Genomic DNA, 22,186 nt, shown 5'->3' with positions numbered 1-22,186 from the left:
CGTTACTCCCTTGCGACGCGGCCGTTTTTTTGCGCGGTTGATGCCCACCCCTTGCATTGTTGCCCCGCTTGCTCGAAGTTTGTAGTTTGCCCTCGCCGAAACCTTGTTGCCCCACATGATCCTGCTCTCCGTCACCGAAGTCACCAAGCATTTTGGTCCCGATCCGGTGCTGGCCGGTGTGACGTTCGAAATCCGGCCGGGCGAAAAAGCTGGGCTGGTTGGGCCCAACGGCGCCGGCAAGACGACGCTGTTGCGGATCGTGGCCGGAAAGGACGAGGCCGATTCGGGCGCGGTCGAGGTCCACGAGTCTGCCCGCATGGATTATCTGGAGCAGCAGCCCGAATGGTCGCCCGGCCGCACGCTCTGGGACGAAGCGATGACGGCCCTGGAAGACCTCGTCTCGCTGTCCCGCGACGGCGAAGCGGTGGCCCATGCCTTGAGCGTCGCCACCGACCCGCAAGACCGGGCACAACTCGCCAAGCGTTACGACCGACTGCAATACGAACTCGAGCACCGCGACGCCTACCACCTCGATCACAAAATCGAGCGAGTGCTCGACGGTCTGGGCTTCGATCGGGCCAGTTTCCGGCGGCCGATCGAGCAGCTCAGCGGAGGCCAGCAAAACCGGCTGATGCTGGCCAAGCTGCTGTTGCGCGGGCCTGACTTGATGCTGCTCGACGAACCGTCCAACCACCTCGACATCGAGGCCACCGAGTGGCTTGAATCGTTCCTCAGCGAGACCGACCAGGCCATTCTCGTCGTCAGCCACGACCGCTACTTTCTCGACAAGGTGACCGACCGCACGCTGGAGCTGTTTCAGGGCACGGTCGACGATTACGTCGGCAACTTTTCCGCTTATTGGAAACAGAAGGCCGAGCGGCTGAAGGTGCAGGCGCGGACCTATGAAAAGCAGCAAGAGCAGATCGCCAAGACCGAGGAGTTCATCCGCCGCAACTTCTACGGGCAGAAAAGCGCCCAGGCCAAAGACCGCGAGAAGAAACTGGCCCGCATCGAGCGGGTCGAGCCGCCGCGCGAGATCGCAGGCCCGGCGATGGGCTTTCCCGCGGCCGATCGCACCGGCGACATCGTGCTGCGGGCCGAAAGTCTGGCGAAGGGATACGACCGGCCGCTGTTCGCCGATCTTACGTTCCAGATCGAGCGTGGCGAGCGCTGGGGGATTCTCGGTCCCAACGGCACCGGCAAGACGACGCTGCTGCGCTGCCTGATCGGCCAGGCTACGCCCGACGCCGGCACGGTGCAGTTGGGCCGCGGCGTGCGAATCGGCTATTACGATCAGTTGCTTTCGGAACTCGACGCGAGTCTGCCCGTGGTCGAGGCGGTCCGGCCCGCCGGCAAGGAGTTCAACGAACCGCAGCGCCGCGGCCTGCTGGCCCGTTTCGGCCTGACGGGCGACGCCGTCTTTCAGCGCGTCGACAGCTTAAGTGGGGGTGAGCGGAGCCGGGCGGCCTTGGCCCAACTTTCAGCCAGCGACGTCAACTTTCTGGTGCTCGACGAACCGACCAACCATCTCGACCTGTGGGCCTGCGACTCGCTGGAGCGTTCGCTGACCACCTTTGACGGCACGGTGTTGTTCGTCAGTCACGACCGCTACTTCTTGAACCGTGTGGCCGACCACTTGCTGATTGTCGAACCAGGCCGCTTTCGCGTGATCGACGGCAACTACGAGACGTATCTGCACTTCGTCCGCAAAGGGCTGGCCGCTCCGGCGACGACGGCCGCCAAGAAAGACGAAGCCGCCAAGTCGGCAAAGAAGCCGAGCGAGGCCAAGACGAAGCGCATCTGGCGATTTCCCTATCGCAAGCCCGCCGAGGTCGAGGCCGAGATCATCGAGCGCGAAACCCGCATCGCAGAATTACACGCCGATCTGGTTTCGCCGGAAGTGGTCCGCGACGGCCGCCGCGTCAAGGAGATTCAGACCGAGATCGCCGAGCAGGAAGCCGCGGTGAAAACGCTCTACGAGCACTGGGAAGAAGCCGCCGAGCGGACGGGCGACGCGGTTTGATCGGTTGTCAAACCTTGCCGATCAGGCGAGTTGGAAGGGTCCACGAAGCGGCTCGCATTCTTCGCCCCCGCTTGCCGATACTGACTAATGTTCGGTTTGTGGCGCGGCAACATCGCGGCGCGTGCCCGTGCAGGCGCCCGTTGCCGCCAACGGCTTTTCACGAAGGGAGAAACGGATGCTCCGGCGAACGATTCTGGCGGCAATTGGCGTGGCCCTCTGCATGCTCCCCTCGCAAGCCGACGCACAGCTCTTCAAGCGTGCCCGGCAAATCGCCCAGCGCAACAGATGCTGGCCGGCCCCGTTCTTGGTGCCCGACCGCATGGCGGCACGGGCGCCGTTCGCCGTCATGATCAATAACGGCTGGCGGACGCAAAACACGCTCAGCGACGACCACTTCGATCCGACGACGGGCATACTGAACGAGGCGGGCGAACTCAAAGTCCGCGACATCCTGACCTACTCTCCGCCCGAACACCGCACGGTGTTCGTGTTGCAAGCACGCGACGAGGAGACGACCGCCGCGCGAAACCAGTCGGTCAGCGAGCTCGTCTCCCACATCAACGTCTTTGCCGAGGGCCCGCTGGTGGCCCAAACGAATATTCGGCCCCGCGTCGCGCCGGCCGAATACATCAATACCATCGGCACCAAATTCAACGAGACCACTCCCGACCCGCGCTTGCCCGCCAACACCAGTTCAACCGGGGGCGGCGGTGGTGGCGGCGGTGGCGGTGGTGGTGCCGGTGGCGGCGGCGGCGGGTTCTAGTTCTCACGAATCGCCGGCTGATTGAAAGGTTACAGCGCGCGTTGACTGACAGACGATGAAATGACAATGGCCAACGCCGCGCGGGCGGCCGGCCGGCAACAGAACGCGCTGCTTGACGGAGACGTGTTGTGCGCAAGTCCTATTTCGCGGCCCTCGGCCAGACGGCTTTGATCTCGTTGGCCGCGCTGGGATGCGCGGGTTTTCCCTCGTTCCGAGGCGGAACCCCCATCACGCCGCTGGCGGCTCCCAAACCCGGCCCGATGAAACAAATCGCCAGTGCGGTAAGCCAGTCGAGTCTCGGAAAGTCGGTGTCGAAGGTTTTTAAGACATCGAAGAAGAACCCGGTGCCGCCGACCGACCCCACGGCGTTGGCCAGTGGCATCGCCCCCACCAAGGCCAGCGACTATGTCGCCATGGGAGAAACGTTCGAGCAGAACGGCGATGCCGAGGCCGCCCGACGCATGTTTCACAAGGCCCTGGAACTGGAGCCGCAGAATCTCGCCGCGTTCATCGGCTTGGGCCGGCACTTCGACCGGCAGGGCCAGCTCGACCGGGCCAGCGAATACTATGTGCTTGCCACTCGGCACTATCCGAAGGACCCCGTTGCCTTCAACGATCTCGGCCTCTGCTACGCCCGGCAGCAGCGATATGACGATGCGGTCGTGATGCTCTCCCGCGCCATCGAGTTGGACCCCGACCGTGCTCTCTATCGCAACAACATCGCCATGGCGCTGGTGGCCCAGGGGCGCAACGACGAAGCCCTGGCGCATCTGACCGACGCCCACGGTCCGGCCAAAGCCCATTACAACCTCGGCTACTTGCTCGATAAGCGAGGCCAGCGGCAGGCCGCGCTCGACCACTTCAAGCTGGCACTGGCCGAAAATCCGGCCATGGACGAGGCGCGCGAGTGGGTTGAATCGCTCAGCAACGTCCCGGAGCAGGGAGGCGATGCGCCGATGATTGCCGCGGCCGCGCCCGCTGAGCAGCCGAATGCGGATTCCTCGGCCACGGTCGGCGAGGAGCCGCGCCGGCGCGAAAGCATTGCCGCCCGCGACGTCGCGCCGCGCGGCGTACCGCTTCCCGTCGCCACGGGCAACAACCTGCAACCGTTGCCCCCGGTCGACGACCCGCCCTCGCCGACCCTGCGGTATTAGCTCACTTCTTTTCGACTCCCAGCTCGTCGAGTTTCTTGGCGATGTCTTTGCCGTGCTCGGCGGTGTTCACGCTTTTATCGACGTAGAGCACTTTGCCGTTCTTGCCGATGTAGAACGTCCAGCGGTTCGTCACGCCGCCGTCGGGCCGCAACACTCCGTACTCTTTCGCCACGTCCTTCTCCGGATCGCTGAGGATGGGAAAGTCGAGGCCCAACGACTCGGCGAACTCTTTGTTCTTTTGCGGCTCATCAACGCTGGCCGTAAAATAGGCCACCTCGTACTTGCGCAACTCTTTCCCGTCGTCGCGCATCGACTTGCACTCTTTGGTGCAGCCGCCGGTAAAGGCCTTGGGAAACCAGGCGATGACGACCACCTTCTTGCCCTTGAAGTCGTCCAGCGAGTGGGTCTTGCCGTCGCTGCCTTTCAACGAAAACGCGGGAGCCGGATCGCCCGGCTTCAAGTCGGCCGCGGTCAGCGACGTGGCCGAGGCAACGAGAACACTCAATGTCGTCAGCAAGCGAAGATACATGGTCATGGCAGAAACTCCCGGGTTACTATAAGGGTGACGTAAGCCTTGGCGCTTAGGCTAGCACGCGGGCACGGTCTCGTCCACTGGCGCCGTTGCGTACTGCGTAGTTGGAAGGCGTTAGGCGTTAGGCGTTAGGTACAGCGAGCCTAACGCCCAATGCCTAACGCCTCGCTTTCGGTGGGCCGGCGCTCGCAAGCTCGCTGGCCCTACCCTACCGGCGACCGACCACCACCACACGCAGATCGCACACATTCGTGTGCGTCGGCCCGGTTTTAATCAGACCGCCCGTGGCGGCGAAGAAGTGATAAGCGTCGCACCGGCGGAGATAGTCGGAAATGTCGAGCCCCTGGCGCCGGGCAGCGGAGAGCACCTCGGCGTCGATGAACGCTCCGGCCGCGTCCGTCGGTCCATCCTCGCCGTCGGTGCCGCCGGAAACGAGCGTGATGCCCGTGCAACCCTGCGGGGCCAACCGCTCCAGCGCCGCCAAGGCAAGCTGCTGGTTGCGGCCTCCCAGACCGCGCTCGGCCGCGTCGGGCAACTTGACGACCGGCTCGCCGCCCGTGATCAGACAGTCGGGGCCGGTGCCCTCCCGCATTGACAGGGCCAAGCCGGCCAGGTGCCGCCCCACGTCCTCAGCCGCTCCTTCGCTGGCCGGCGCCGAAGCCATGACGTGCGAATAACCAAGTCGCTCCGCCTCGCGACCTGCCGCGTCGACGGCGGTGGCGTTGTTGCCAATGACCACGTTCATGACGCGACACGAGGGCGGCGGCGCGGCGATTTGCGTTTTGCCACGGAGATACTCAAACACGCGCGGCGAAATTCCGGCCTGCCGGGCGCCGAACCGCTGGAGCACCTCCAGCGCGGCTTGAGGCGTGCTGGCATCGGGCACGGTCGGGCCAGACGCGATCACGTCCAGCGGATCGCCCGGCACGTCGGAAATGATGAGGCTGATCAGCGCGCCGGCCCGGCAGGCACGGGCAAGTCCGCCACCCTTGATGCGGCTGATCTGCTTACGGACGGCATTCAGCTCGTTGATGGTGGCTCCTGCGGCGCTGAGGTGCCGCGTCACGGCGAGCTTGTCGGCCAAAGAGATGTCATCGACGGGTGCGGGCAAGAGAGCGCTGGCGCCGCCGGAAATCAAGGCCAGGCAAAGATCGTCGTTGGTCAACGAGCCGACCAGATCGAGGATTTGGTTCGCGCCATGCACTCCCGCTTCGGTCGGCTCGTTGACGCCCGCGGGACGTGCCGGGTGCAGCACGAAGGGCGGCAGCGGTCGGACGCAATCGGCCGGGACGTTGATCCAACCCGCAACTTTCTTCTGCGCGATCATTTGCGGTCCGAGTGCGTCGAGCAATCCGGCGGCCATTCCCGCACCCGCTTTGCCGGCCCCGACGACGGCAATGCGGCGGACACGACGAAGGTCGAGCGTTTCCTCGCCGACGTTCAGACACGATCCTTCGGCATGAACGGCGTCTCGCACCAATCGCGCCGAGTCGACGCCCGCCACACCGGCCCGCCAAATTTGCAGTGCATCGCCGCGGAGGTGGCTGGCCATGGAAGGGATGAGGGATGAGGGATGAGGGATGAGGGATGCCCCAATATCTTCGACGCACGGCACAAGACGCAAGGCTCGCGCCCTGAACCCTGAACCCTGAACCCCGAACCCTGAACCCCGAACCCTGAACCCTGAACCCTACTCAACAACCTTCGTCTCGACTTCGACGGCTTTCGGCGTCGATTTGTTGCGTGGATCTTTGATGGCCTTGATTAAGGCCGGCACGGCTTCTTCGGCGCCCGAACCAATCTGGCCGAGGGCCCGCGCGGCGCCCTGTCGCACGTCCTGGTTCGGATCGTCCAGGGCATGGATCAAGGCGGGCACGGCCGGCTCCGCTTTCTGTCCCATCCGCGCCAAGGCGTGTGCCGCCTGCGCGCGGACGTCCGGATCGGGATCGGCCAAGGTGTCGAGCAAGGCGGGCACGGCCGCATCGCCGATGCGCGCCAGGGCATCGGCGGCCGTCTCGCGCACGCCCCATTCGCGGAAGGCCCGCACCGTGCGCACGGCGACCCCCGGCTCGCGGCCCGCCGGACCGACCACCTTGGCCTTCGGCTTGGCCGCGGCGGCTTTGCCCGCGTCTTCGATGCCGGTCATCGTCCGCGGCCCGCGCTGGCAGCCGGCGGCAAGCAGAACGACCAACACCGCAGCGCCGCACCATCGCCCTTGAACCACCGATTTCATTTGCCGACTCCTAGAAAAGGATGCTTTCGTTGCCCTTCCACGCTGGTTTCCAGTATGTGCTGCCAATCGAGTGCAATCCACGCCGTTCATGCAGTTATCGCTTTGTATTTGCATCCCAACATCGGATATGCTTCACGGCCTGATATGAACCAATGCCTATTGGCCAGGATGTAACGGATGCAACTTCAACAATTACCGTTGTTTTCAGAGGTTCCGCGGGAGGTACGCCCATTTCGCCGCCAACTTCTGAAATGGGTGGGGAACAAACAGCGGTTCGCCCATGAGATTGTTTCGTACTTCCCGCGAGAATTCGGCACCTATTACGAGCCGTTCCTGGGCAGTGGGGCCGTGCTGGCCACGCTGGCCCCCGATTCAGGGACCGGCTCGGACGCGTTCAGGCCGCTGACGGAAATCTGGCGGGCGTTGCAAAACGACCCCGACCAACTCAAAGCGTGGTACACCGAACGTCGGGAACGTCTGCGACGCGAGTCGAAAGAAACCGTTTATGAGCAGGTTAAAGCGTCTTACAACGCGCAGCCGAACGGTGGTGACCTGGTTTTCCTCTGTCGCGCGTGCTACGGCGGAGTCGTGCGTTTCCGCAAGGCCGACGGATATATGTCGACGCCCTGCGGGGTCCATCAGCCAATCTCGGCCGCCTCGTTCGCGAAGCGCGCCGACGAATGGCGGCAGCGCTGCCGCGGAACGCAGTTCGTTCTGGCCGATTACGCCGAGGTCATGGACCGCGCAAGAGCAGGAGACTTAGTCTATTGCGATCCGCCGTACGTCGACAGTCAGGGCATCCTTTACGGCGCGCAGAGCTTCAGCCTGGCTCAACTTTTCGAGGCCATTGCCCGCTGCAAATCGCGAGGCGTGTTTGTGGCACTTTCCATCGACGGCACCAAGCGATCAGGAGACAAAATCTGCGATGTGCCTCTGCCGCACGGATTGTTCGCGACGGAAGCCATGGTGAACTGCGGCCGCTCGATGCTCCGTCGTTTTCAACTCGCCGGGCAAACACTGGAAAGCGAAGTTGTGGCGGACCGGCTGCTGCTGACGTATTCGGTCGGATCCTAGCGAGCGGAACGCGACGACGCGCTGACACAAGCTGCGACGATGCTTGCTTCGTGGCGGCGGCGGTGGTAGGTTGGGAAGCGCGTCGGCCGTTCGGCATAAAAGGCGATGCCGGCCGGCCCATCTCTTGGCACAGTTCGTGTTCCGGTCAGAACAGAGAAGGAGAACCGCCATGTTGCGCGTCGGCCCCGTCGTTTTCAGCGCGTTTGTCTGCTTGTCGCTCCTGCCGAGTATGTCCGCGGCTGAACCCGATACCGCCGCGCGGCCGCTGCCCACGCCGCGCCAGGCGGCAATCCTCACCGCCCTCGATCAGCCGAGCGAGCTCGACTTTGCCGAACAGCCGCTCAGCGACGTGATCGAATCTCTCAAGCAAAAGCATGAGATCGAGATCCAGATCGACAACAAGGCCCTCGCCGACGCCGGCGTGGCAAGCGATACACCGATCACGCACACCATCCAGGGCATTACGCTCCGCTCGTTGTTGCGGCTGGTCTTAAGCGAGCTCGACCTGACCTACGTCGTGGGCGACGGCTTTCTCCTGATTACCAGCAAGACCGAAGCCGAAAACCACCTGACTTGCAGGATATATCCGGTCGAAGACCTGGTGACGCTCGACAGCGAGTTTCGGCCGCCCTTGAGGCCCGGCCAGAAGAAGGCCGAGGATGCCCGCGCCTTGATTGAGCTGATCGTCAGCACGATGGCGCCGAGGACCTGGGACGAGGTGGGCGGCCCCGGGTCGATCAAATTCGTGCGCAACTCGCACGCGCTTGCCATCTCCCAGGCCGAAGAGGCCCACGAAGAGATCGCCGAGCTGCTCGCCGCCTTGCGCCGCACGCGGGACAAGCAGATCGAGGCGGCCAAGCCGCTCGATCCTTTCGCCGGGCGTCCGCCGGCGCCGTCGAACGAACCGCTTCAAATCAAGGAGCCGCTTCCGATCAAGGTCTACCACCTCGCCCAACGGGCGGCGCCGGCAAAGCCGACGCAAGCAGCCGCTCCGCCGGGGCAGCAGCCCGTGGGCGGCGCGAAGGCCGCGGCCCCGGCGAAAGAGCAAAACAACGTGGCCCTCGTGGCCGCGCCGCCTGCCGACTCGCCGTCGCCGACCAAGCTCGAAGCCTGGGCCAAGGCCATCGCCAAGCTGGTTCCCGAAATGATTGAGCCGCAAAGCTGGGAACCCACGGGCGAAGGCATGATTCGGGCAGCGGGAGAAACGGTCGTCGTCCGGCAGACCGACGAAATTCAGTACCGCGTCGGCAAGCTCATCGAGGGGCTTTTGCCCGGCAGCGTAGCCAGCACCGTTTATCCTGCCGTGCGGCTTTCGCTCGCGGGCAGCAAGGGCGGCTGGCCGCAAATGGCCGAGCCAGAGCCTGGCGCGCGCGAGGCACGCATCCAGAAAGAGCTCGGCCAACTGACGGAGATCGACTTTGCCGAGCAGCCGCTCAGCGACGTGATCGAGTATCTCAAGCAAAGGCACGGAATCGATATCCAACTCGACAGCAAGGCCCTCACCGACGCGGGCGTGAACAGCGACACGCCGATCACGCGCCGCATCAAGGGCATCACGCTCCGCGCGCTATTGCGGCTGACCTTGGACGAGCTGGATCTGACCTACGTGATTCGCAACGAAGTGCTGATGATCACCTCCAAAACCGAGGCCGAAAACATGCTCCTTGCCAGGGTCTATCCGGTGTTTGATCTTGTGGTGCGTCCGCCCGATGCGCCGGCCGACCGGCCCGCGTTGGACTTTCCTGCGCTGATCGACAATATCACCAATAATCTGGTGCCGACGACGTGGGACGAAGTGGGTGGTCCGGGCGCCATCGAGGGGTTTACCAATGCCGGAGCCTTGGTCATCACGCAAACCACGGCGGCGCACGACGAGATCGTCGAGTATCTGAAAGCGTTGCGCGATGCGCGGGCGGCACGATGAGAACGGGGGCGAGAGGTGGCTGGGTACTTCCCGACGCGATGACCAACGAATTCGCGATCACCCCCCACCTGGTTTCCTCTTTGCGATTCTGGCCGGTATTGAATCGACTGGACCCGCCGGCAAAACAGTGGCAATCGGCCGGTCCGTGGCTTACATTGGCAGCGCAGTGCCGCGTTTCGCAACGATTGCTCTAACAGGGAGTTTGCCACCCATGATGCCGTCTCACATCCGTCCACCGTCGCCCCAGGCCCTCCTGGCAGTCGTAATCCTATCTTACGCATCGCTGGTCCAGGCCGACGCGCCGCGGGCGCTGCCGCCGGGCAAGCTCCCCGCCGACAAACGGTTGGCCGAGCCGAAAGACCTGGACGGCTATTTCCCCCTGAACGTGCCGGCCACGGCTGAAGAGTGGCGGAAGCGTGCCGAGCGCGTGCGGCGGCAAGCCAAAGTGGCCACTGGAATATGGCCCATGCCCAACTCGACGCCGGTCAATGCCGTCGTGCATGGCCGCGTCGATCGCAATGAGTACACGGTTGACCGAGTGTACCTCGAAAGCTATCCGGGCCATTTTGTGACGGGCAGCCTTTATCGCCCAAAAGGCCGCAACGGCAAACTGCCGGCGGTGCTCTGCCCGCACGGACATTGGGCCAACGGCCGCTTCGTCGATCAGGGCGTGGCGATGGCCCGGCAGCAGATCGCCGATGGAGCGGAGCGGTTCGTCAGCAGCGGCCGCTTTCCGTTGCAGGCCCGTTGCGTGCAGCTTGCCCGCATGGGCTGCCTCGTGTTCCACTATGACATGCTGGGCTACGCCGACAGCCAGCAAATCTCGTACGAGCTGGCCCACCGATATGGAAAGATCCGTCCGCAGATGGAATCGGCCGACCAATGGGGACTGTTCAGCGCTCAGGCCGAGTTGCGTCTGCAATCGGTGATGGGCCTGCAGACGTATAACTCCGTTCGGGCACTCGACTGGATAGGCGGCTTGCCGGAGGTCGACGCCACGCGCATCGGCGTGACGGGCGCCAGCGGCGGTGGCACACAGACATTCATCTTATGCGCGGTCGATTCGCGGCCGGCGGCGGCCTTTCCGGCCGTGATGGTCTCGACGGCCATGCAGGGCGGCTGTACCTGCGAGAACTGCAGCCTGCTGCGGATCGACACCGGCAACATCGAGCTGGCCGGCCTGTTTGCTCCCAAACCATTGGGAATGACCGGCGCCGACGACTGGACCAAAGAGATCGCCACCAAGGGCCTGCCCGAACTGAAGCAACTTTACAAGCTGCTCGGCGCGGAAGCAAACGTGATGGCAAAGCCGCTGGTGCAATTTCCGCACAACTACAATTACGTCAGCCGGGCGGCGATGTACTCGTGGTTCAACAAGCATCTCAAGCTCGGCTATACCGACCCGATCGTGGAAGAAGACTTCGTGCCGCTCTCGGTCGCGGAGATGACGGTCTGGGACGACGCGCATCCCAAGCCGGCCGGCGGCGACGATTATGAGCGGAGCCTGATCAAGCAAATGACGCAGGACGCCGAGCGGCAGATCGCCGCGCTTCAGCCGCGCGATGCCGCGACGCTGACGAAATACCGAGAGGTGGTGGGAGGCGCCGTCGAGGCCATCCTGGGTCATTCGCTGGCCGAAATCGGCTCGCCGGAATTCGAGAAATCGGTGGAAGAAGATCGCGGCGACTACACGGAATTCGCGGGCCTGCTGCGAAACCCGCTGCACGGCCAAGAGCTTCCTGTGGCGTTCTTGCTGCCCAAGAATTGGAACAAGCGGGCCGTGCTGTGGATCGACGGTTCGGGCAAGGCCGGGTTGTACGCTACGGACGGCAAGCCTCGGCCGGAGGTGATGAAGCTGGTGGCGGCGGGCACTTCGGTCGGCGGCATCGACTTGCTGGGGCAAGGTGAGTTTGTGGCCGCGGGTCAGCCGCCGATGAAGAACCGCCGCGTCAAAAACCCGCGGGAATTCGCCGGCTACACCTACGGCTACAACCATCCGCTGTTTGCCTCGCGGGTCCACGATGTTTTGGCACTGGTCGCTTTTGCCAAGCTGAACGAGCACAAGCCGGAACGGGTCGATCTGGTGGGCATGAACGGGGCCGGGCCGTGGGTCGCGGCGGCCGCCGCTCTGGCAGGCCCGGCCATCGACCACGTTGCCATCGACACCGCCGGTTTCCGTTTTCAGCGGCTGAGCAGCTTCGACGACCCGGCGTTTCTGCCCGGCGCGGTGAAGTATGGAGACATCCCGGCCTTGCTGGCCCTTTCGGCGCCGCGGCCGCTGTGGTTGGCGGGCGAGAAGGGCGAGGCGGCTGCGCTGGTGCGCAAGAGTTATGCGGCGGCCGGCCAACCGGCCAAATTGGTGGAGTCTGCTGGCGAACCATCGAGTGCCGTTTTGGAAGCGGTCAATTGGCTGCTGAAAGAGTAGCTGCTATCGTCGGCGGCTGTGAATTGCCCGTTCGCGTCGCGAAGCGTTGGGTGCCGCCAAGTGTATCCATCGTGTGACGAGCTCTTCCAACTGTTCATCCAACCAGGCGGCAAAGGGAACGTAAACCGTTTGGTCGGCGACCGGCAAGCCGAGCCGATCGTCGTGGTCTGAAACGAGTTGGAATCCTTTTTTCCCTTTGGATGGAACCGGGCTCATCGCAGCATCTCCCAGAAGGTGCCTGGCTAACATTTGCTCGCACGGCGTTTGGCAGCCAGGATAGTCGCTCTCCACCTATGCGATTCCCGTGCCAGCGGCCACTAAGTGGCCAGACACAAAGCCTCGCCCGCGGGTTCGCGCGGCCGAAGTCGGTATGCGCCATGGCGTTGAGAACCCGGGCCATGCTCGCTAAGACTCGTCATGCTTGACGTGCGGTATCGCTCAACGTTGCGCGCATGACACCGGCATGAATCAAATCGCTGCTGCCGATGCGAGCTTTTTTGGCAGTTGCTCCGGCGGCCGCAACGGGGCTGCGGCGCAAGCGAGGACGCTTACGCTACGATGGCGGCTACTGCTGCGGTTGCCGCAACGAGGCCAGCGCCTGCTTCAACTCGTCGCCGTCGACCAGCCCATCGCCGTTGGCGTCGATCTTGCTGAACCGCGGCCGTAAGAAAGGCGGCAGCTCGCTCTCGCTCCACTTGCCGTCGCCATTGGCATCCATCGAACGGAGCCGCTCCAATAACCTGGCCGCTTCCGGACGCGGATTCCCATCGGGCCGCTTTTCACCGGATGGAGCCGGAGCCGATTGCCCTGGCGGACGCGGCAGCACCGCCTGCAATTCGCGCGGGCTGAGCGAACCATCGCTGTCGCGATCGAGTTTGCGGAGCGAATCGGCGGCGGCAGCGATCTCTTCCTTCGACAGAGCGCCGTCGCCATTGGTATCCAGAACCTTCAGCAGCCCGCCGGGCATTGCGGGCCGCGGCGGCTGGCCGATTCCCGCCTGCGCACGCAGTATCTCGTGACCCTTGCGGAATTCGTCGAGGCTCAGCGCCTTGTCGCGGTTGGCATCGTAGTATTCCAGGAACTGTGCCAGCCGTCCCTGCCCTTGTTCCGGCACCTCGCTCAACTCGATTTTGCCGTCTCCATTCGCATCGAGCCGCTTGAAGGCTTCAGCCGGGTCGGCTTCCAGGAACTGCCGAAACCGATCTCCGCCGTCGCCGCCCGGCCCCGCAGCCGGCGCTTGAGGACGCTCGTCGGCGATCGCCTTGGTAAACTCTTCCTGGCTCAACTTGCCGTCGGCATTGGCATCGCCGCGGCGCAACAGGCGGGCGAACAACCGCCGTTTGTCTTGCGGCACTTCGTCTTCGCTGATCTGGTTGTCGCCGTTGGCATCGATCTGCTTGAAGAGTGCGGACTGGTTGGCGTCGGGCTTGGCGCTTTCTTCGGCTTGGACGGCGGACCCCGCCAACAGCAGGGCGACAAAGGAGAGGCGTCGATAGAGCATGTTTGAGGAATCCTTGAGAGGGAAGGGAGCGGAAGCGGCGAGAACCAGCGATCGGTCACCGCAGTGAATATAACCCTCCGGCGGCCAAAAAGTTTCGCACCCGCCGCGGTTCATCCGCCGTGGCATGCGACGGCCTGGGAAGGCCGCCCCACGGAAGTGTTCGGATCGCCTCTTAACCTTATGCGGCGCCCGACATCGTGGCCCCGCCGGCAGCGCGGCCGGTGCGCGTGCCACCGCCGTGGGGCGATACGGCTTCTGGGGAAGAGCTGCCCGCGGCCTGCCATAGCTCGCGCAGGCTGGCCCACAGGCCGCGACTTTCGGTTCGTCGATAGGGCGACTCGCCGGGGAGTTGCCGCATCAGCCGGCGATGCGCTTCGGGCAAGGCGTGATAAGGAAGCGAGGGAAACAGGTGGTGCAGCGCATGGAACCGCAGGCCCACCGGCGCCCACAGCTCGCTGGTCAAAGGCCAGCGCGGATAGTTGACGGAATCGAGCAGTTGCTCGACAAACGTCAATGGCTCGCCCTGATGGCGAAAGCGGTGCGCTCCCAGCGTGCGGACGTGATTCAACAGCAGCACGACCACCGCGGTCACATAGGCGTGCGCGAGCAGGCTGACCGGCAACCAGCCACCTGCGAACAAGATCGCCGCTGCCAGGCCATACAGAAAACAGCCCGCCTCTTGGAGACGCCAAATGCGCAGCTCAACCGGCTTCGGCAGCGGACGCACATAGCTCGGATCCATTACCATGCTGGATGCCCGCTGCTGCACGAAACGCCTCAGCCGCGGACTGACCCAGGTCAACGGCGTGAACAGCACAAACCGCAGCACTGCCAGCACAGGAATTACGAGCGGCTGCAAAAGGTACTTCAGGGTTTCGCCGCGGGGGCGGATGCCCAACGGCAGGTATTCGCCGTCATCGGGCGTTCCATAATGCTGGCGCGCGTGATGGGCCAAGTGCGTGTAGTAGAGAAATGAGGGCATAAAAAACGGAATGCCGCAGAGCACGTTCCAAGCAACGCGGAACGCCACAAACGATTCTTTCCGCAGGTGCGTCAACTCGTGAATGAACAACGCCGCGCGATAATAGGCCAAGCAGGCCGCCAGCGCGAGCAAAACCTGTCCGGGCGAATAAGGCGTGACCCGCCGCGAGGCAAAGAAACATGCGGCGCCCAGTGCCAGGCTCGAGAGAAAGTCGCCCCAGTATATGGCGGGATTCGGCTCGAACAAATCGCGCACGATCGATCGCGCTTCACGAATCGAAAAGTTGGCGTCGCTGTTGCAATAAACCCGTTGGGGCATATCGAGATGTCAAACCTGATGGTAAAAAAGGCCGTTTGATTGAGCATTCGGCCCGGCTTCGGCTAAATTGGGAGTCCTGGATAATATTAGCGTTCTGGGCAAGCCTCGATGATTGCGCTTGTGGCGATTCGGCCGGTGGGCTAGCATAAATCGTGCGCAAGGACTTCGGAGACAACGAATTTCTTAGCAACCGGTCGGTGACCTCTCCTCCCGTAGTTTGCTCTTTTCTCAGGCCAAAATGTCGCCGGTCCCCGACGTCGTGATTACCGGGCTTGGGGTCGTGAGCCCTATCGGCATCGGCACGGCCGCATTCTGGAATTCACTGGAGGGCCAGGTCTCCGGCGTACGCCGCATTTCGGCATTTGACACCAGCGGCATCGGACCCGACTTCGGGGCCGAGGTGGTTGATTTTGACGCCAAGGAGTTCGTCAAACCCCGTAAAAGCCTGAAAGTCATGTCGCGAGACATCCAAATGGGGGTGGTGGCGGCCAGTTTGGCCGTTTCCGAGGCTGCGCTGGCTCCGCAAGGCGTCGATCCGGAGCGGCTCGGCGTGGTGTTCGGGGCCGACATGATCCATTGCGAGCCGGAGGACATTGCCAACGCCTACCGTCGCTCGATGGTCGATGGCCGCTTCGACTTCCGGCTGTGGGGCAAGGCCGCCATGGAAGAAATCTACCCCCTCTGGATGCTGAAATACCTGCCGAACATGCCGGCCTGCCACATCGCCATCGCCCATGATGCCCGCGGACCGAACAACTCCCATTCGCTCGCCGAGGCATCGAGTCTGATGGCACTGGGAGAAGCGGTGCGGGTGATCGAGCGTGGCGACGCCGATGTGATGATCGGCGGGGGAACGGCTTCGCGAATCCACCCTGTGCTGTGGGTGCGCAGCAAGCTGCAAGAAGTGACGCGGCGCCGCGGTGAGCCGGAAAGGCTTTCGCGGCCCTTCGATTCCTCGCGCGATGGTTTTGTGAACGGCGAAGGGGCCGCGGCACTGGTCCTGGAGCGTCGCGAACACGCGGCGGCACGCGGTGCGAAGATGTTCGCCCGTATTGTCGGTTACGGCACATCGCACGAGCGCCGGATTGATGGTCGCCCGCCGGAGGGCGGCGCCACGCGACGCTCGATCGTGGCCGCACTTCGATCGGCCGGTTTACGGCCGAGCGACATCGGCCATGTGAACGCGCACGGCCTGAGCACCGTCGGCGACGACCGCGCGGAGGCCCAAGCGATCCGCGCGGAACTGGGCGACGTGCCCGTCACCGCCCCAAAGAGCTATTTCGGCAACCTCTCGTCGGGCACGGGAGCGGTCGAGGCGGTGGCCAGTGTGTTGGCCCTGGTAAACGGTCGCGTCCCTGTCACGCTGAACTACGAACGACCGGATCCGGCCTGCCCGGTCCACGTCGTGGCCGGTCGTCCGCTGACCGGTTGCAAGCCGACGGCCCTGCTGCTCAACCATTCGGTGATGGGGCAGGCGGTAGCGATGGTGATTTCGGCTCCTTAGCCCGCATTTCGGCGCCTGCCGGCACATCTTGTGCTCGCACCCCTGCTCCACGGTATTTTGTCCGCCTCAGCGGCGAAGTGCGTTGCGAGGTGTACGTGGCTTCTTGTTCCAAGGAAAGGGAGGGTTTCTCCATGCGCAAGTGGATCGTCAGCATTGCCGCGGCAAGCGTGCTCATTTCGGCCTGTTCGGTGGCTTCGGCCCAACTCCGCCGCAGCCGTCGTTACTCACAAACCTATGAGCCGGCGTATCAAAACCAATATGCCCAGCCGCAGTACCAACAGTATCAGCAGGGACCGTATCAGCAAGAGCAGTATCGGCAGGGAGCGTATCAGCAAGGACCGTATCAGCAGGGACCGTATCAACAAGGGCAGCCGCGGATGGCCAATCGCAGTTACACACAGGGCGCCGTGGACCAACGGCAGGGCGCCAGTCTCACCGATCAGCAGGTTGCCAATTGGCTGCTCGTCGATGACCGCGGTGAAATTCAGTTGGCCCGGTTGGCGGAAGAACGGGCTTCCAGCGACGAGGTTAAGGACTTCGCCAAGCAACTGATCGACGACCACGCTCGGACCGTCGAGCAATTGCAGCGATTTACCGGGATGGGCAGGCCAGGACCACAAGACTACGCGGCCAATCGTGGCCTTCAACCCGCCGGCGGTTTGAACATCATCCGGCTGAAGCAGCAGCTTGGTCAGCAGTGCGTGGCTTCCGCCCAGCACGAGCTGGAAGAAAAAGAGGGCGAGGAGTTCGACAAGTGCTACATCGGCATGCAGTTGGGCATGCACCACGAGATGCTCACCAGCCTGAAGGTATTCAGCCGGTACGCCTCGCCGCAACTCGATCAAGTGATCGAGGAGAGCGAGCACATTGCGCAAGAACACCTGGACCGTGCCAAAGAACTCATGAAGCAGCTCGAGAAGGAAGGCAGCGACTCGGGCGACTCGAAGGACCGCTCGTAGCGTTTGTCGTCAGCGAGGGGTGAAAGCAACGGGCCTTCGTCGCACGCGCGGCGAGGGCCCGTTTTGCTTGGCGTCCAGGCACGCCAAGCAGGCAGGCACGGAAACGCTTGCATAATATGCGATTCCAGCAGTACCATGCGGAGTTGATGGAGCAATCGAATGGCGACGAATAAGCTGACCGAGTTTCTGCATCGTGTGCTGCGGCAGACGCTTGGCGGAGAGATAAGTTGGAAAGAAACGGCTGACGAAGACACCTTCCTGGCCGAATTTCACAACGGGGCGGTGCTTATCGCGCGCAAAGAACGCCCGATGCCCGACGACGCGCCTGTCTCATCGGTCCGCTACCTTGAGGCGACTCTCTTGAACAAACAGGGCAAGATTGTCGAGGAATTTGTGCCGCAAGAGGACGACGTCGATTGGATGACCGACCTTTACGATCACGCAAGGCTGTCGGCCAGAAGTGGCGATAGTGTGATTGACGAGTTGCTTAAAGAGGTCTGAGCCGCCGCCCTCTCTTCCGCGGTCCCACTGAAAGGCGCGGCCGCAAGGATCACGGTCCAATTCTCTCGGTGTGCGTCGCGAGAGTGTGCGGGTTGAAGAAGCGAAGAGTCAGTCGGCTGCCCGGCAGCAGCTTTTGTGGAAAGACAACGAGGTTTCTGCGAGTTGGAACCTTCGCAGAATACGTCACGAAAGCCTCAAGGTCGCGGACATTATAGAGCTCGGCGCCCAGCTTTTGGGTTGGCACGTTGCTCCAATAGGGAGCCGCCAGCCTGGCGTTCGGGCTGCGAAGCCCATAACCGCGCCAATCGCCCGTCAATTCCTGAACACTGGTCTGGATTTTCTTTCGCTCGGGCACGTGGCAAAGATCGGCCACCTTCGAGAGGGCGACGCTAACGTTGACGATGACCCACGTCTGCGCCGGATTCGGAGCGTAAGCTGCTCCGGGCAGCGGTGAACCAAGCAGAGCTTGCACCTCGAAGAGCGCGACTTGCTGGTCTTCCGCGAGATAAAGAATCTCGAACCCGGGATGCGCCGTGGTTCCGGCACCGAAGCGGCTTGGGATTGTCTTCGTGTGTGCCGTGGTGAGTGAGGTCGGCCAATGCTTGGGCTGGACGGCGCGGTACCACGTGCCCGTCGTGGGTCCAAGAACAAGGGAGGCACAGCTCGCCAGCTTCATGTGGGCATTCCATGCTTAATGGACCTCAACAGTTCTCTGAGCAGGCGTTCCTGGGGGGTGCCGACGAACTCATGGGGTTTGCGGCCGCCAAGCTGATCGTTCGGCGTATCCATCCATTTGGCCGGATCGTCGACGATATCGCGGACAAGACAACCAATCTCGCACTTTTCGTCTGAATCAACGTCCATGGGCTTATCCCTCGGAAAACCGGTGAAATGGAAAACGAGTCGGTGGCCCATACGGGCATCGAGGCAGTTTATCGCCCCATTATATGCCAAATGGCTCGTTGGCTGCACATGTCATGATCCCGCTCTCGATCGGCGGAACGCCACGGAGGCCGCTCCCTACAGACCAATTCCGGCGTGAACGGCTCTCGGCCGCCGCTTGCCAGTCGCTCTCCCAACGAATAAAACAATTCGAGCGGCCCCGTTGCCGCCATCTGTTTCCTCGCGCGCCCGAAAGCGGAGTTCATTTTCTTTATGGTTACCTCGAAGATCGTCGGCAAAGACAACATCGGCAAGCTGTTGGACCGGGCCATCGACGCCGGCCAAGGGCTGTTGCGGCTCACGCCCACCTGGGTGCCGCGCAGCTTTCTGCACCCCGGCAAGCGGATCAAGCTGGCGCCCAGCGATTGGTACGCCTACGGCGCGCACCGCGGCGGCATCGACGAACGCTGGTTCGCCAGCGCCACCGAAGCGGCCAACGAGAACCGCACGCCCGACGAGGGACTCAGCTACGTCGCCTTCGAAGGCCAGCGCTTCACGCTCCGCGACGCCGTGGCCGAAGCCGGCGGCCGGCTGATCGGCCAGCCCATGTTCGACAAATACAAGCGCTGGCCGGTCTACTCCAAGTTCTTCGACAACATGGGGCCGATCCCCCACCACATGCACCAGAGCTTCCGGCACGCCAAGCTCACCGGGCAAGAGGGCAAGCCCGAAAGCTATTACTTCCCGCCGCAGTTGAACAACGTCGATAACAACTTCGCCTACACCTTCATGGGCCTCGAGCCGGGCACCACGCGCCAGCAGGTGCGCAAGTGCCTGGAAGACTGGGACCAGGGCGACAACGGCATTCTCGACCTGTCACGGGCCTACCGGCTGAAGCGGGGCACCGGCTGGCTGATTCCGCCCGGAGTGCTGCACGCTCCCGGCTCGCTTTGCACCTACGAGCCGCAATGGGGATCCGACGTGTTCGGCATGTTCCAGTCGCTGGTCGAAGGCCGCGAAGTGCCCTGGTCGCTATTGGTGAAAGACGTGCCCAAGGAGAAACACCGCGACCTCGACTTCATCATCGACCAGCTCGACTGGGAAAAGAACGTCGACACGCACTTCAAAGAACACAACTACCTGGAACCGATCGTCGACCGGAGCGCTTCGGCGAACGGTGCTACCGACCGCTGGATCGTCTACGGCACCATCGATGGTCAGCAGCTCTTTAGCGCCAAGGAGCTGACGCTGGAGCCGGGCGCGAAGTGTACCTTGAAAGACGGCTGCGCCAGCGGCTGGATTACCGTGCAGGGCCGCGGCCGCATCGGCAAGTTGGCTTTGCAAACGCCGGCCATGATCCGCTTCGGCGAAGAGACTGAAGACGAAGTCTTCATCTCGTACGAGGCGGCGACGGCCGGGGTCGAGATCGAGAACACCGGCAGCGAGCCGCTGGTGAGCCTGCGCTACTTCGGCCCGGATGTGCATAAGAATCTGCCGAAGATGGGCGATTATCGACGATAGTCGGGACAATTCGAGTTGATTCTTAAGCACCATGTTCGACCGTTTCGGGTGCTTACCAATGAACAGCGAGAAGCCATTTTGCGATGGCCGCGAGGTGCTTGATGTTGCGAAAAGCGAACTCCCCCACGGGTTGGATGAAACTGTTCGACGTGCCGCCCAAGTCAGGCGAGAGAATAGCATCCGAATTTGGCGCCGAGAGGCTGCGCTACGACCCCGATACGGAAACCCTCGCCCTGCCCTCGCGCATGCGGGGAGTGACATGGGAGCAGTACGACACCTTGCTCAAAGCGCTGCCCGATCACAGGCTGCGGCATACCTACGACCGAGGGTTTCTCGAGATCATGCCGCCATCCCAGAAGCATGACAAGCTGAAGAGAGTCATTGGGGGGTTCATCGAGCAGATGGCCCTTTCGCTCGGTATCCTATTCGAGCCCTTCGGATCCGCAACCTATCGGCGGAGGTCCGCGGAAAGCGGCCTCGAGCCGGATGAAACGTATTACATCGCGAACGCATCAGCGATGCAGGGCAAGTTCGACTACAACCCGCGGCGCGACCCGCCGCCGGACCTGGTCGTCGAGGTCGACTTGCGACGACCGTCGAGCCGACGCATGCGCATTTACGCGGCACTCCGCGTCCCGGAGGTCTGGAAATACGACGGTCAGGCGATGCGATTCTTTGCTCTTGGGGCCAAGGGTAAATACGAGGAAGTCGAGCAAAGCCTCTCGTTTCCGTTCGTCGCTCCGGCCGATCTGGACCGCTTTCTCGCTCGGCTCGCCAGCGAACCAAGCAATGACGTGTTTCACGCCTTCACAAAATGGGCGAAAGCGGAACATCGGAAACTCGTCGCCCGAAAACCGCGGAAGAAGAAAGGTCCCTAAGTGGGAGTCGTCTCAAATGGCTATTCTGTCAAATCGCATTCAGATCGTGATGGTCGAGCCAGACCAATACGCTCAAATCGCCTCCGCATTTCCAAACGTTGACCAGGGCGTTCCTCGATCACGCTCGGGATCGTTTTGACGACTGGAAGTCGACCGATTGCAATCGCTAAAAAACGACGCCGAACGCCCAAGATGTACGACCCAATTCCTGCCGTTGCCAAAAGGTGAAGCAATGCGACACGCGTCGGTAGCGGGCACGCGATGGGTGGATATTTACTTTGTGCCGCGTAAATCACACGATCGGATCGCAGCCGCATTCGGGTCGGAGAGGCTGCGCTACGATCCCCGCACGGAAACGCTGTCTTTGCCCTCTCGCATGCGCGGTGTTACTTGGGAGCAATACGATGCCCTTCTTAAGGCATTGCCTGATCATCGCCTTCGGCACACCTACGATCGAGGCTTCCTCGAGATGATGTCACCCTCGGATAGACATGAAAAACTTTCGTACGTGATCGGACGATTCATCGAGGAAATGAGTTGGTCGATAGGAATACGCGTGGAGGGCTTCGGTAGCGCGACAAGGCGGCGGCGATCATTGCGTCGGGGCCTCGAACCAGATGAAACCTATTTCATTGCCAACGAGCCGGCCATGCGGGGGCGTTTCGACTTCAACGCAGAACGCGATCCGCCGCCTGACCTGGTCATCGAAGTTGACTTGCGGCGGCCGTCGAAGCGCCGCATGCGAATCTATGCGGCATTGCAAATCCCGGAAATTTGGAAGCATGACGGCAAGATAACGCGTTTTTTCGCGCTGCGAGAGGGCGATTATCATGAAGTCACCCAGAGTCTCTCGTATCCATTCCTCAGTCCTGACGACATTGACCGCTTTCTCGCCCGGCTGCCCAACGAACCAACCGAGGACGTGGTTCACGCATTCGGCAAATGGGCAAAAGCGGAACACAGGAAGACCGCCGGCCGCAAACCGAGAAAAAAGAAAGCGTAGCGACCGAAG

General features: G+C 62.7%; 20 protein-coding genes. 12 read left to right on the top strand and 8 right to left on the bottom strand.

Features of this window, described 5'->3' with window-relative positions:
* The first annotated feature begins 115 nt into the window (after positions 1-115).
* From VNH11_12650 to VNH11_12640, 3 genes are all read left to right on the top strand, one after another.
* Positions 116-2,023, top strand: coding sequence for an ABC-F family ATP-binding cassette domain-containing protein (locus VNH11_12650; GenBank protein HVA47210.1), 1,908 nt, complete (start codon positions 116-118; stop codon positions 2,021-2,023).
* A 175-nt stretch (positions 2,024-2,198) separates the two neighbouring features.
* Positions 2,199-2,786 carry a hypothetical protein gene (locus VNH11_12645; GenBank protein HVA47209.1) on the top strand — a complete coding sequence of 196 codons (588 nt, stop codon included), beginning with the start codon at positions 2,199-2,201 and terminating at the stop codon, positions 2,784-2,786.
* Positions 2,787-2,914: 128 nt separating this feature from the next.
* On the top strand, positions 2,915-3,940 hold the full coding sequence (locus tag VNH11_12640) for a tetratricopeptide repeat protein (protein HVA47208.1): 1,026 nt from the start codon (positions 2,915-2,917) through the stop codon (positions 3,938-3,940).
* A 1-nt stretch (position 3,941) separates the two neighbouring features.
* On the opposite strand, the gene VNH11_12635 is transcribed toward VNH11_12640, so the two are convergent.
* The 3 genes from VNH11_12635 to VNH11_12625 form a co-directional block, all read right to left on the bottom strand.
* Entirely contained in the window at positions 3,942-4,475 is a 534-nt protein-coding gene (locus VNH11_12635) for a peroxiredoxin (protein HVA47207.1), read from the bottom strand.
* A 205-nt stretch (positions 4,476-4,680) separates the two neighbouring features.
* Positions 4,681-6,024, bottom strand: coding sequence for a DUF4147 domain-containing protein (locus VNH11_12630; protein HVA47206.1), 1,344 nt, complete (start codon positions 6,022-6,024; stop codon positions 4,681-4,683).
* A gap of 138 nt (positions 6,025-6,162) precedes the next feature.
* On the bottom strand, positions 6,163-6,705 hold the full coding sequence (locus VNH11_12625; GenBank protein HVA47205.1) for a HEAT repeat domain-containing protein: 543 nt from the start codon (positions 6,703-6,705) through the stop codon (positions 6,163-6,165).
* A 177-nt stretch (positions 6,706-6,882) separates the two neighbouring features.
* Between VNH11_12625 and VNH11_12620 the strand changes: the two genes are divergently transcribed.
* The 3 genes from VNH11_12620 to VNH11_12610 all read left to right on the top strand — a co-directional run bounded on the left by VNH11_12620 (position 6,883) and on the right by VNH11_12610 (position 12,128).
* The gene (locus VNH11_12620) at positions 6,883-7,779 is read left to right on the top strand and encodes a DNA adenine methylase (GenBank protein HVA47204.1); all 897 of its coding nucleotides are present in this window, start codon (positions 6,883-6,885) and stop codon (positions 7,777-7,779) included.
* A gap of 169 nt (positions 7,780-7,948) precedes the next feature.
* The gene (locus VNH11_12615) at positions 7,949-9,703 is read left to right on the top strand and encodes a hypothetical protein (GenBank protein ID HVA47203.1); all 1,755 of its coding nucleotides are present in this window, start codon (positions 7,949-7,951) and stop codon (positions 9,701-9,703) included.
* Positions 9,704-9,914: 211 nt separating this feature from the next.
* Positions 9,915-12,128, top strand: a complete 2,214-nt coding sequence (locus VNH11_12610) for an acetylxylan esterase (GenBank protein HVA47202.1) — start codon at positions 9,915-9,917, stop codon at positions 12,126-12,128.
* A gap of 3 nt (positions 12,129-12,131) precedes the next feature.
* Here VNH11_12610 and VNH11_12605 read toward each other — a convergent pair whose 3' ends face one another.
* The 3 genes from VNH11_12605 to VNH11_12595 form a co-directional block, all read right to left on the bottom strand.
* Positions 12,132-12,344, bottom strand: coding sequence for a hypothetical protein (locus tag VNH11_12605; protein HVA47201.1), 213 nt, complete (start codon positions 12,342-12,344; stop codon positions 12,132-12,134).
* A gap of 349 nt (positions 12,345-12,693) precedes the next feature.
* Entirely contained in the window at positions 12,694-13,629 is a 936-nt protein-coding gene (locus VNH11_12600; GenBank protein ID HVA47200.1) for a hypothetical protein, read from the bottom strand.
* Between the two features lie 178 nt (positions 13,630-13,807).
* Positions 13,808-14,929 carry a fatty acid desaturase gene (locus VNH11_12595; GenBank protein ID HVA47199.1) on the bottom strand — a complete coding sequence of 374 codons (1,122 nt, stop codon included), beginning with the start codon at positions 14,927-14,929 and terminating at the stop codon, positions 13,808-13,810.
* Positions 14,930-15,167: 238 nt separating this feature from the next.
* On the opposite strand from VNH11_12595, the gene VNH11_12590 reads away from it, so the two are divergent.
* From VNH11_12590 to VNH11_12580, 3 genes are all read left to right on the top strand, one after another.
* Positions 15,168-16,433, top strand: coding sequence for a beta-ketoacyl-[acyl-carrier-protein] synthase family protein (locus tag VNH11_12590; GenBank protein ID HVA47198.1), 1,266 nt, complete (start codon positions 15,168-15,170; stop codon positions 16,431-16,433).
* A 131-nt stretch (positions 16,434-16,564) separates the two neighbouring features.
* On the top strand, positions 16,565-17,392 hold the full coding sequence (locus VNH11_12585) for a DUF4142 domain-containing protein (protein ID HVA47197.1): 828 nt from the start codon (positions 16,565-16,567) through the stop codon (positions 17,390-17,392).
* A 159-nt stretch (positions 17,393-17,551) separates the two neighbouring features.
* Positions 17,552-17,893: a hypothetical protein gene (locus tag VNH11_12580; GenBank protein ID HVA47196.1), complete on the top strand. Its 342-nt coding sequence runs from the start codon at positions 17,552-17,554 to the stop codon at positions 17,891-17,893.
* Positions 17,894-17,942: 49 nt separating this feature from the next.
* On the opposite strand, the gene VNH11_12575 is transcribed toward VNH11_12580, so the two are convergent.
* Positions 17,943-18,569: an RES family NAD+ phosphorylase gene (locus VNH11_12575; GenBank protein HVA47195.1), complete on the bottom strand. Its 627-nt coding sequence runs from the start codon at positions 18,567-18,569 to the stop codon at positions 17,943-17,945.
* Positions 18,566-18,757: an MbcA/ParS/Xre antitoxin family protein gene (locus VNH11_12570; protein ID HVA47194.1), complete on the bottom strand. Its 192-nt coding sequence runs from the start codon at positions 18,755-18,757 to the stop codon at positions 18,566-18,568. The genes VNH11_12575 and VNH11_12570 overlap by 4 nt, the downstream gene beginning before the upstream one ends.
* 291 nt (positions 18,758-19,048) lie before the next feature.
* On the opposite strand from VNH11_12570, the gene VNH11_12565 reads away from it, so the two are divergent.
* The 3 genes from VNH11_12565 (at position 19,049) to VNH11_12555 (ending at position 22,177) form a co-directional block, all read left to right on the top strand.
* Entirely contained in the window at positions 19,049-20,296 is a 1,248-nt protein-coding gene (locus VNH11_12565) for a hypothetical protein (protein ID HVA47193.1), read from the top strand.
* 101 nt (positions 20,297-20,397) lie between these two features.
* Positions 20,398-21,174: a Uma2 family endonuclease gene (locus VNH11_12560; GenBank protein ID HVA47192.1), complete on the top strand. Its 777-nt coding sequence runs from the start codon at positions 20,398-20,400 to the stop codon at positions 21,172-21,174.
* A gap of 232 nt (positions 21,175-21,406) precedes the next feature.
* Entirely contained in the window at positions 21,407-22,177 is a 771-nt protein-coding gene (locus VNH11_12555) for a Uma2 family endonuclease (GenBank protein ID HVA47191.1), read from the top strand.
* Positions 22,178-22,186: the final 9 nt, after the last annotated feature.

The organism is Pirellulales bacterium (assembly GCA_035533075.1).
Taxonomy (GTDB): Bacteria; Planctomycetota; Planctomycetia; order Pirellulales; family JAICIG01; genus DASSFG01.
Note: the sequence above shows the minus strand (reverse complement) of the source record. Positions and strands in the feature narration are given on the sequence as shown.

Bases quoted from the DNA above. Each gene is read 5' to 3' on its own strand.
- VNH11_12650 (HVA47210.1), top strand. From the start codon at position 116: ATGATCCTGCTCTCCGTCACCGAAGTCACCAAGCATTTTGGTCCCGAT.
- VNH11_12645 (HVA47209.1), top strand. From the start codon at position 2,199: ATGCTCCGGCGAACGATTCTGGCGGCAATTGGCGTGGCCCTCTGCATG.
- VNH11_12635 (HVA47207.1), bottom strand. From the start codon at position 4,475: ATGACCATGTATCTTCGCTTGCTGACGACATTGAGTGTTCTCGTTGCC.
- VNH11_12630 (HVA47206.1), bottom strand. From the start codon at position 6,024: ATGGCCAGCCACCTCCGCGGCGATGCACTGCAAATTTGGCGGGCCGGT.
- VNH11_12625 (HVA47205.1), bottom strand. From the start codon at position 6,705: ATGAAATCGGTGGTTCAAGGGCGATGGTGCGGCGCTGCGGTGTTGGTC.
- VNH11_12620 (HVA47204.1), top strand. From the start codon at position 6,883: ATGCAACTTCAACAATTACCGTTGTTTTCAGAGGTTCCGCGGGAGGTA.
- VNH11_12615 (HVA47203.1), top strand. From the start codon at position 7,949: ATGTTGCGCGTCGGCCCCGTCGTTTTCAGCGCGTTTGTCTGCTTGTCG.
- VNH11_12610 (HVA47202.1), top strand. From the start codon at position 9,915: ATGATGCCGTCTCACATCCGTCCACCGTCGCCCCAGGCCCTCCTGGCA.
- VNH11_12605 (HVA47201.1), bottom strand. From the start codon at position 12,344: ATGAGCCCGGTTCCATCCAAAGGGAAAAAAGGATTCCAACTCGTTTCA.
- VNH11_12600 (HVA47200.1), bottom strand. From the start codon at position 13,629: ATGCTCTATCGACGCCTCTCCTTTGTCGCCCTGCTGTTGGCGGGGTCC.
- VNH11_12595 (HVA47199.1), bottom strand. From the start codon at position 14,929: ATGCCCCAACGGGTTTATTGCAACAGCGACGCCAACTTTTCGATTCGT.
- VNH11_12590 (HVA47198.1), top strand. From the start codon at position 15,168: ATGTCGCCGGTCCCCGACGTCGTGATTACCGGGCTTGGGGTCGTGAGC.
- VNH11_12585 (HVA47197.1), top strand. From the start codon at position 16,565: ATGCGCAAGTGGATCGTCAGCATTGCCGCGGCAAGCGTGCTCATTTCG.
- VNH11_12580 (HVA47196.1), top strand. From the start codon at position 17,552: ATGGCGACGAATAAGCTGACCGAGTTTCTGCATCGTGTGCTGCGGCAG.
- VNH11_12575 (HVA47195.1), bottom strand. From the start codon at position 18,569: ATGAAGCTGGCGAGCTGTGCCTCCCTTGTTCTTGGACCCACGACGGGC.
- VNH11_12570 (HVA47194.1), bottom strand. From the start codon at position 18,757: ATGGACGTTGATTCAGACGAAAAGTGCGAGATTGGTTGTCTTGTCCGC.
- VNH11_12565 (HVA47193.1), top strand. From the start codon at position 19,049: ATGGTTACCTCGAAGATCGTCGGCAAAGACAACATCGGCAAGCTGTTG.
- VNH11_12560 (HVA47192.1), top strand. From the start codon at position 20,398: ATGTTGCGAAAAGCGAACTCCCCCACGGGTTGGATGAAACTGTTCGAC.
- VNH11_12555 (HVA47191.1), top strand. From the start codon at position 21,407: ATGCGACACGCGTCGGTAGCGGGCACGCGATGGGTGGATATTTACTTT.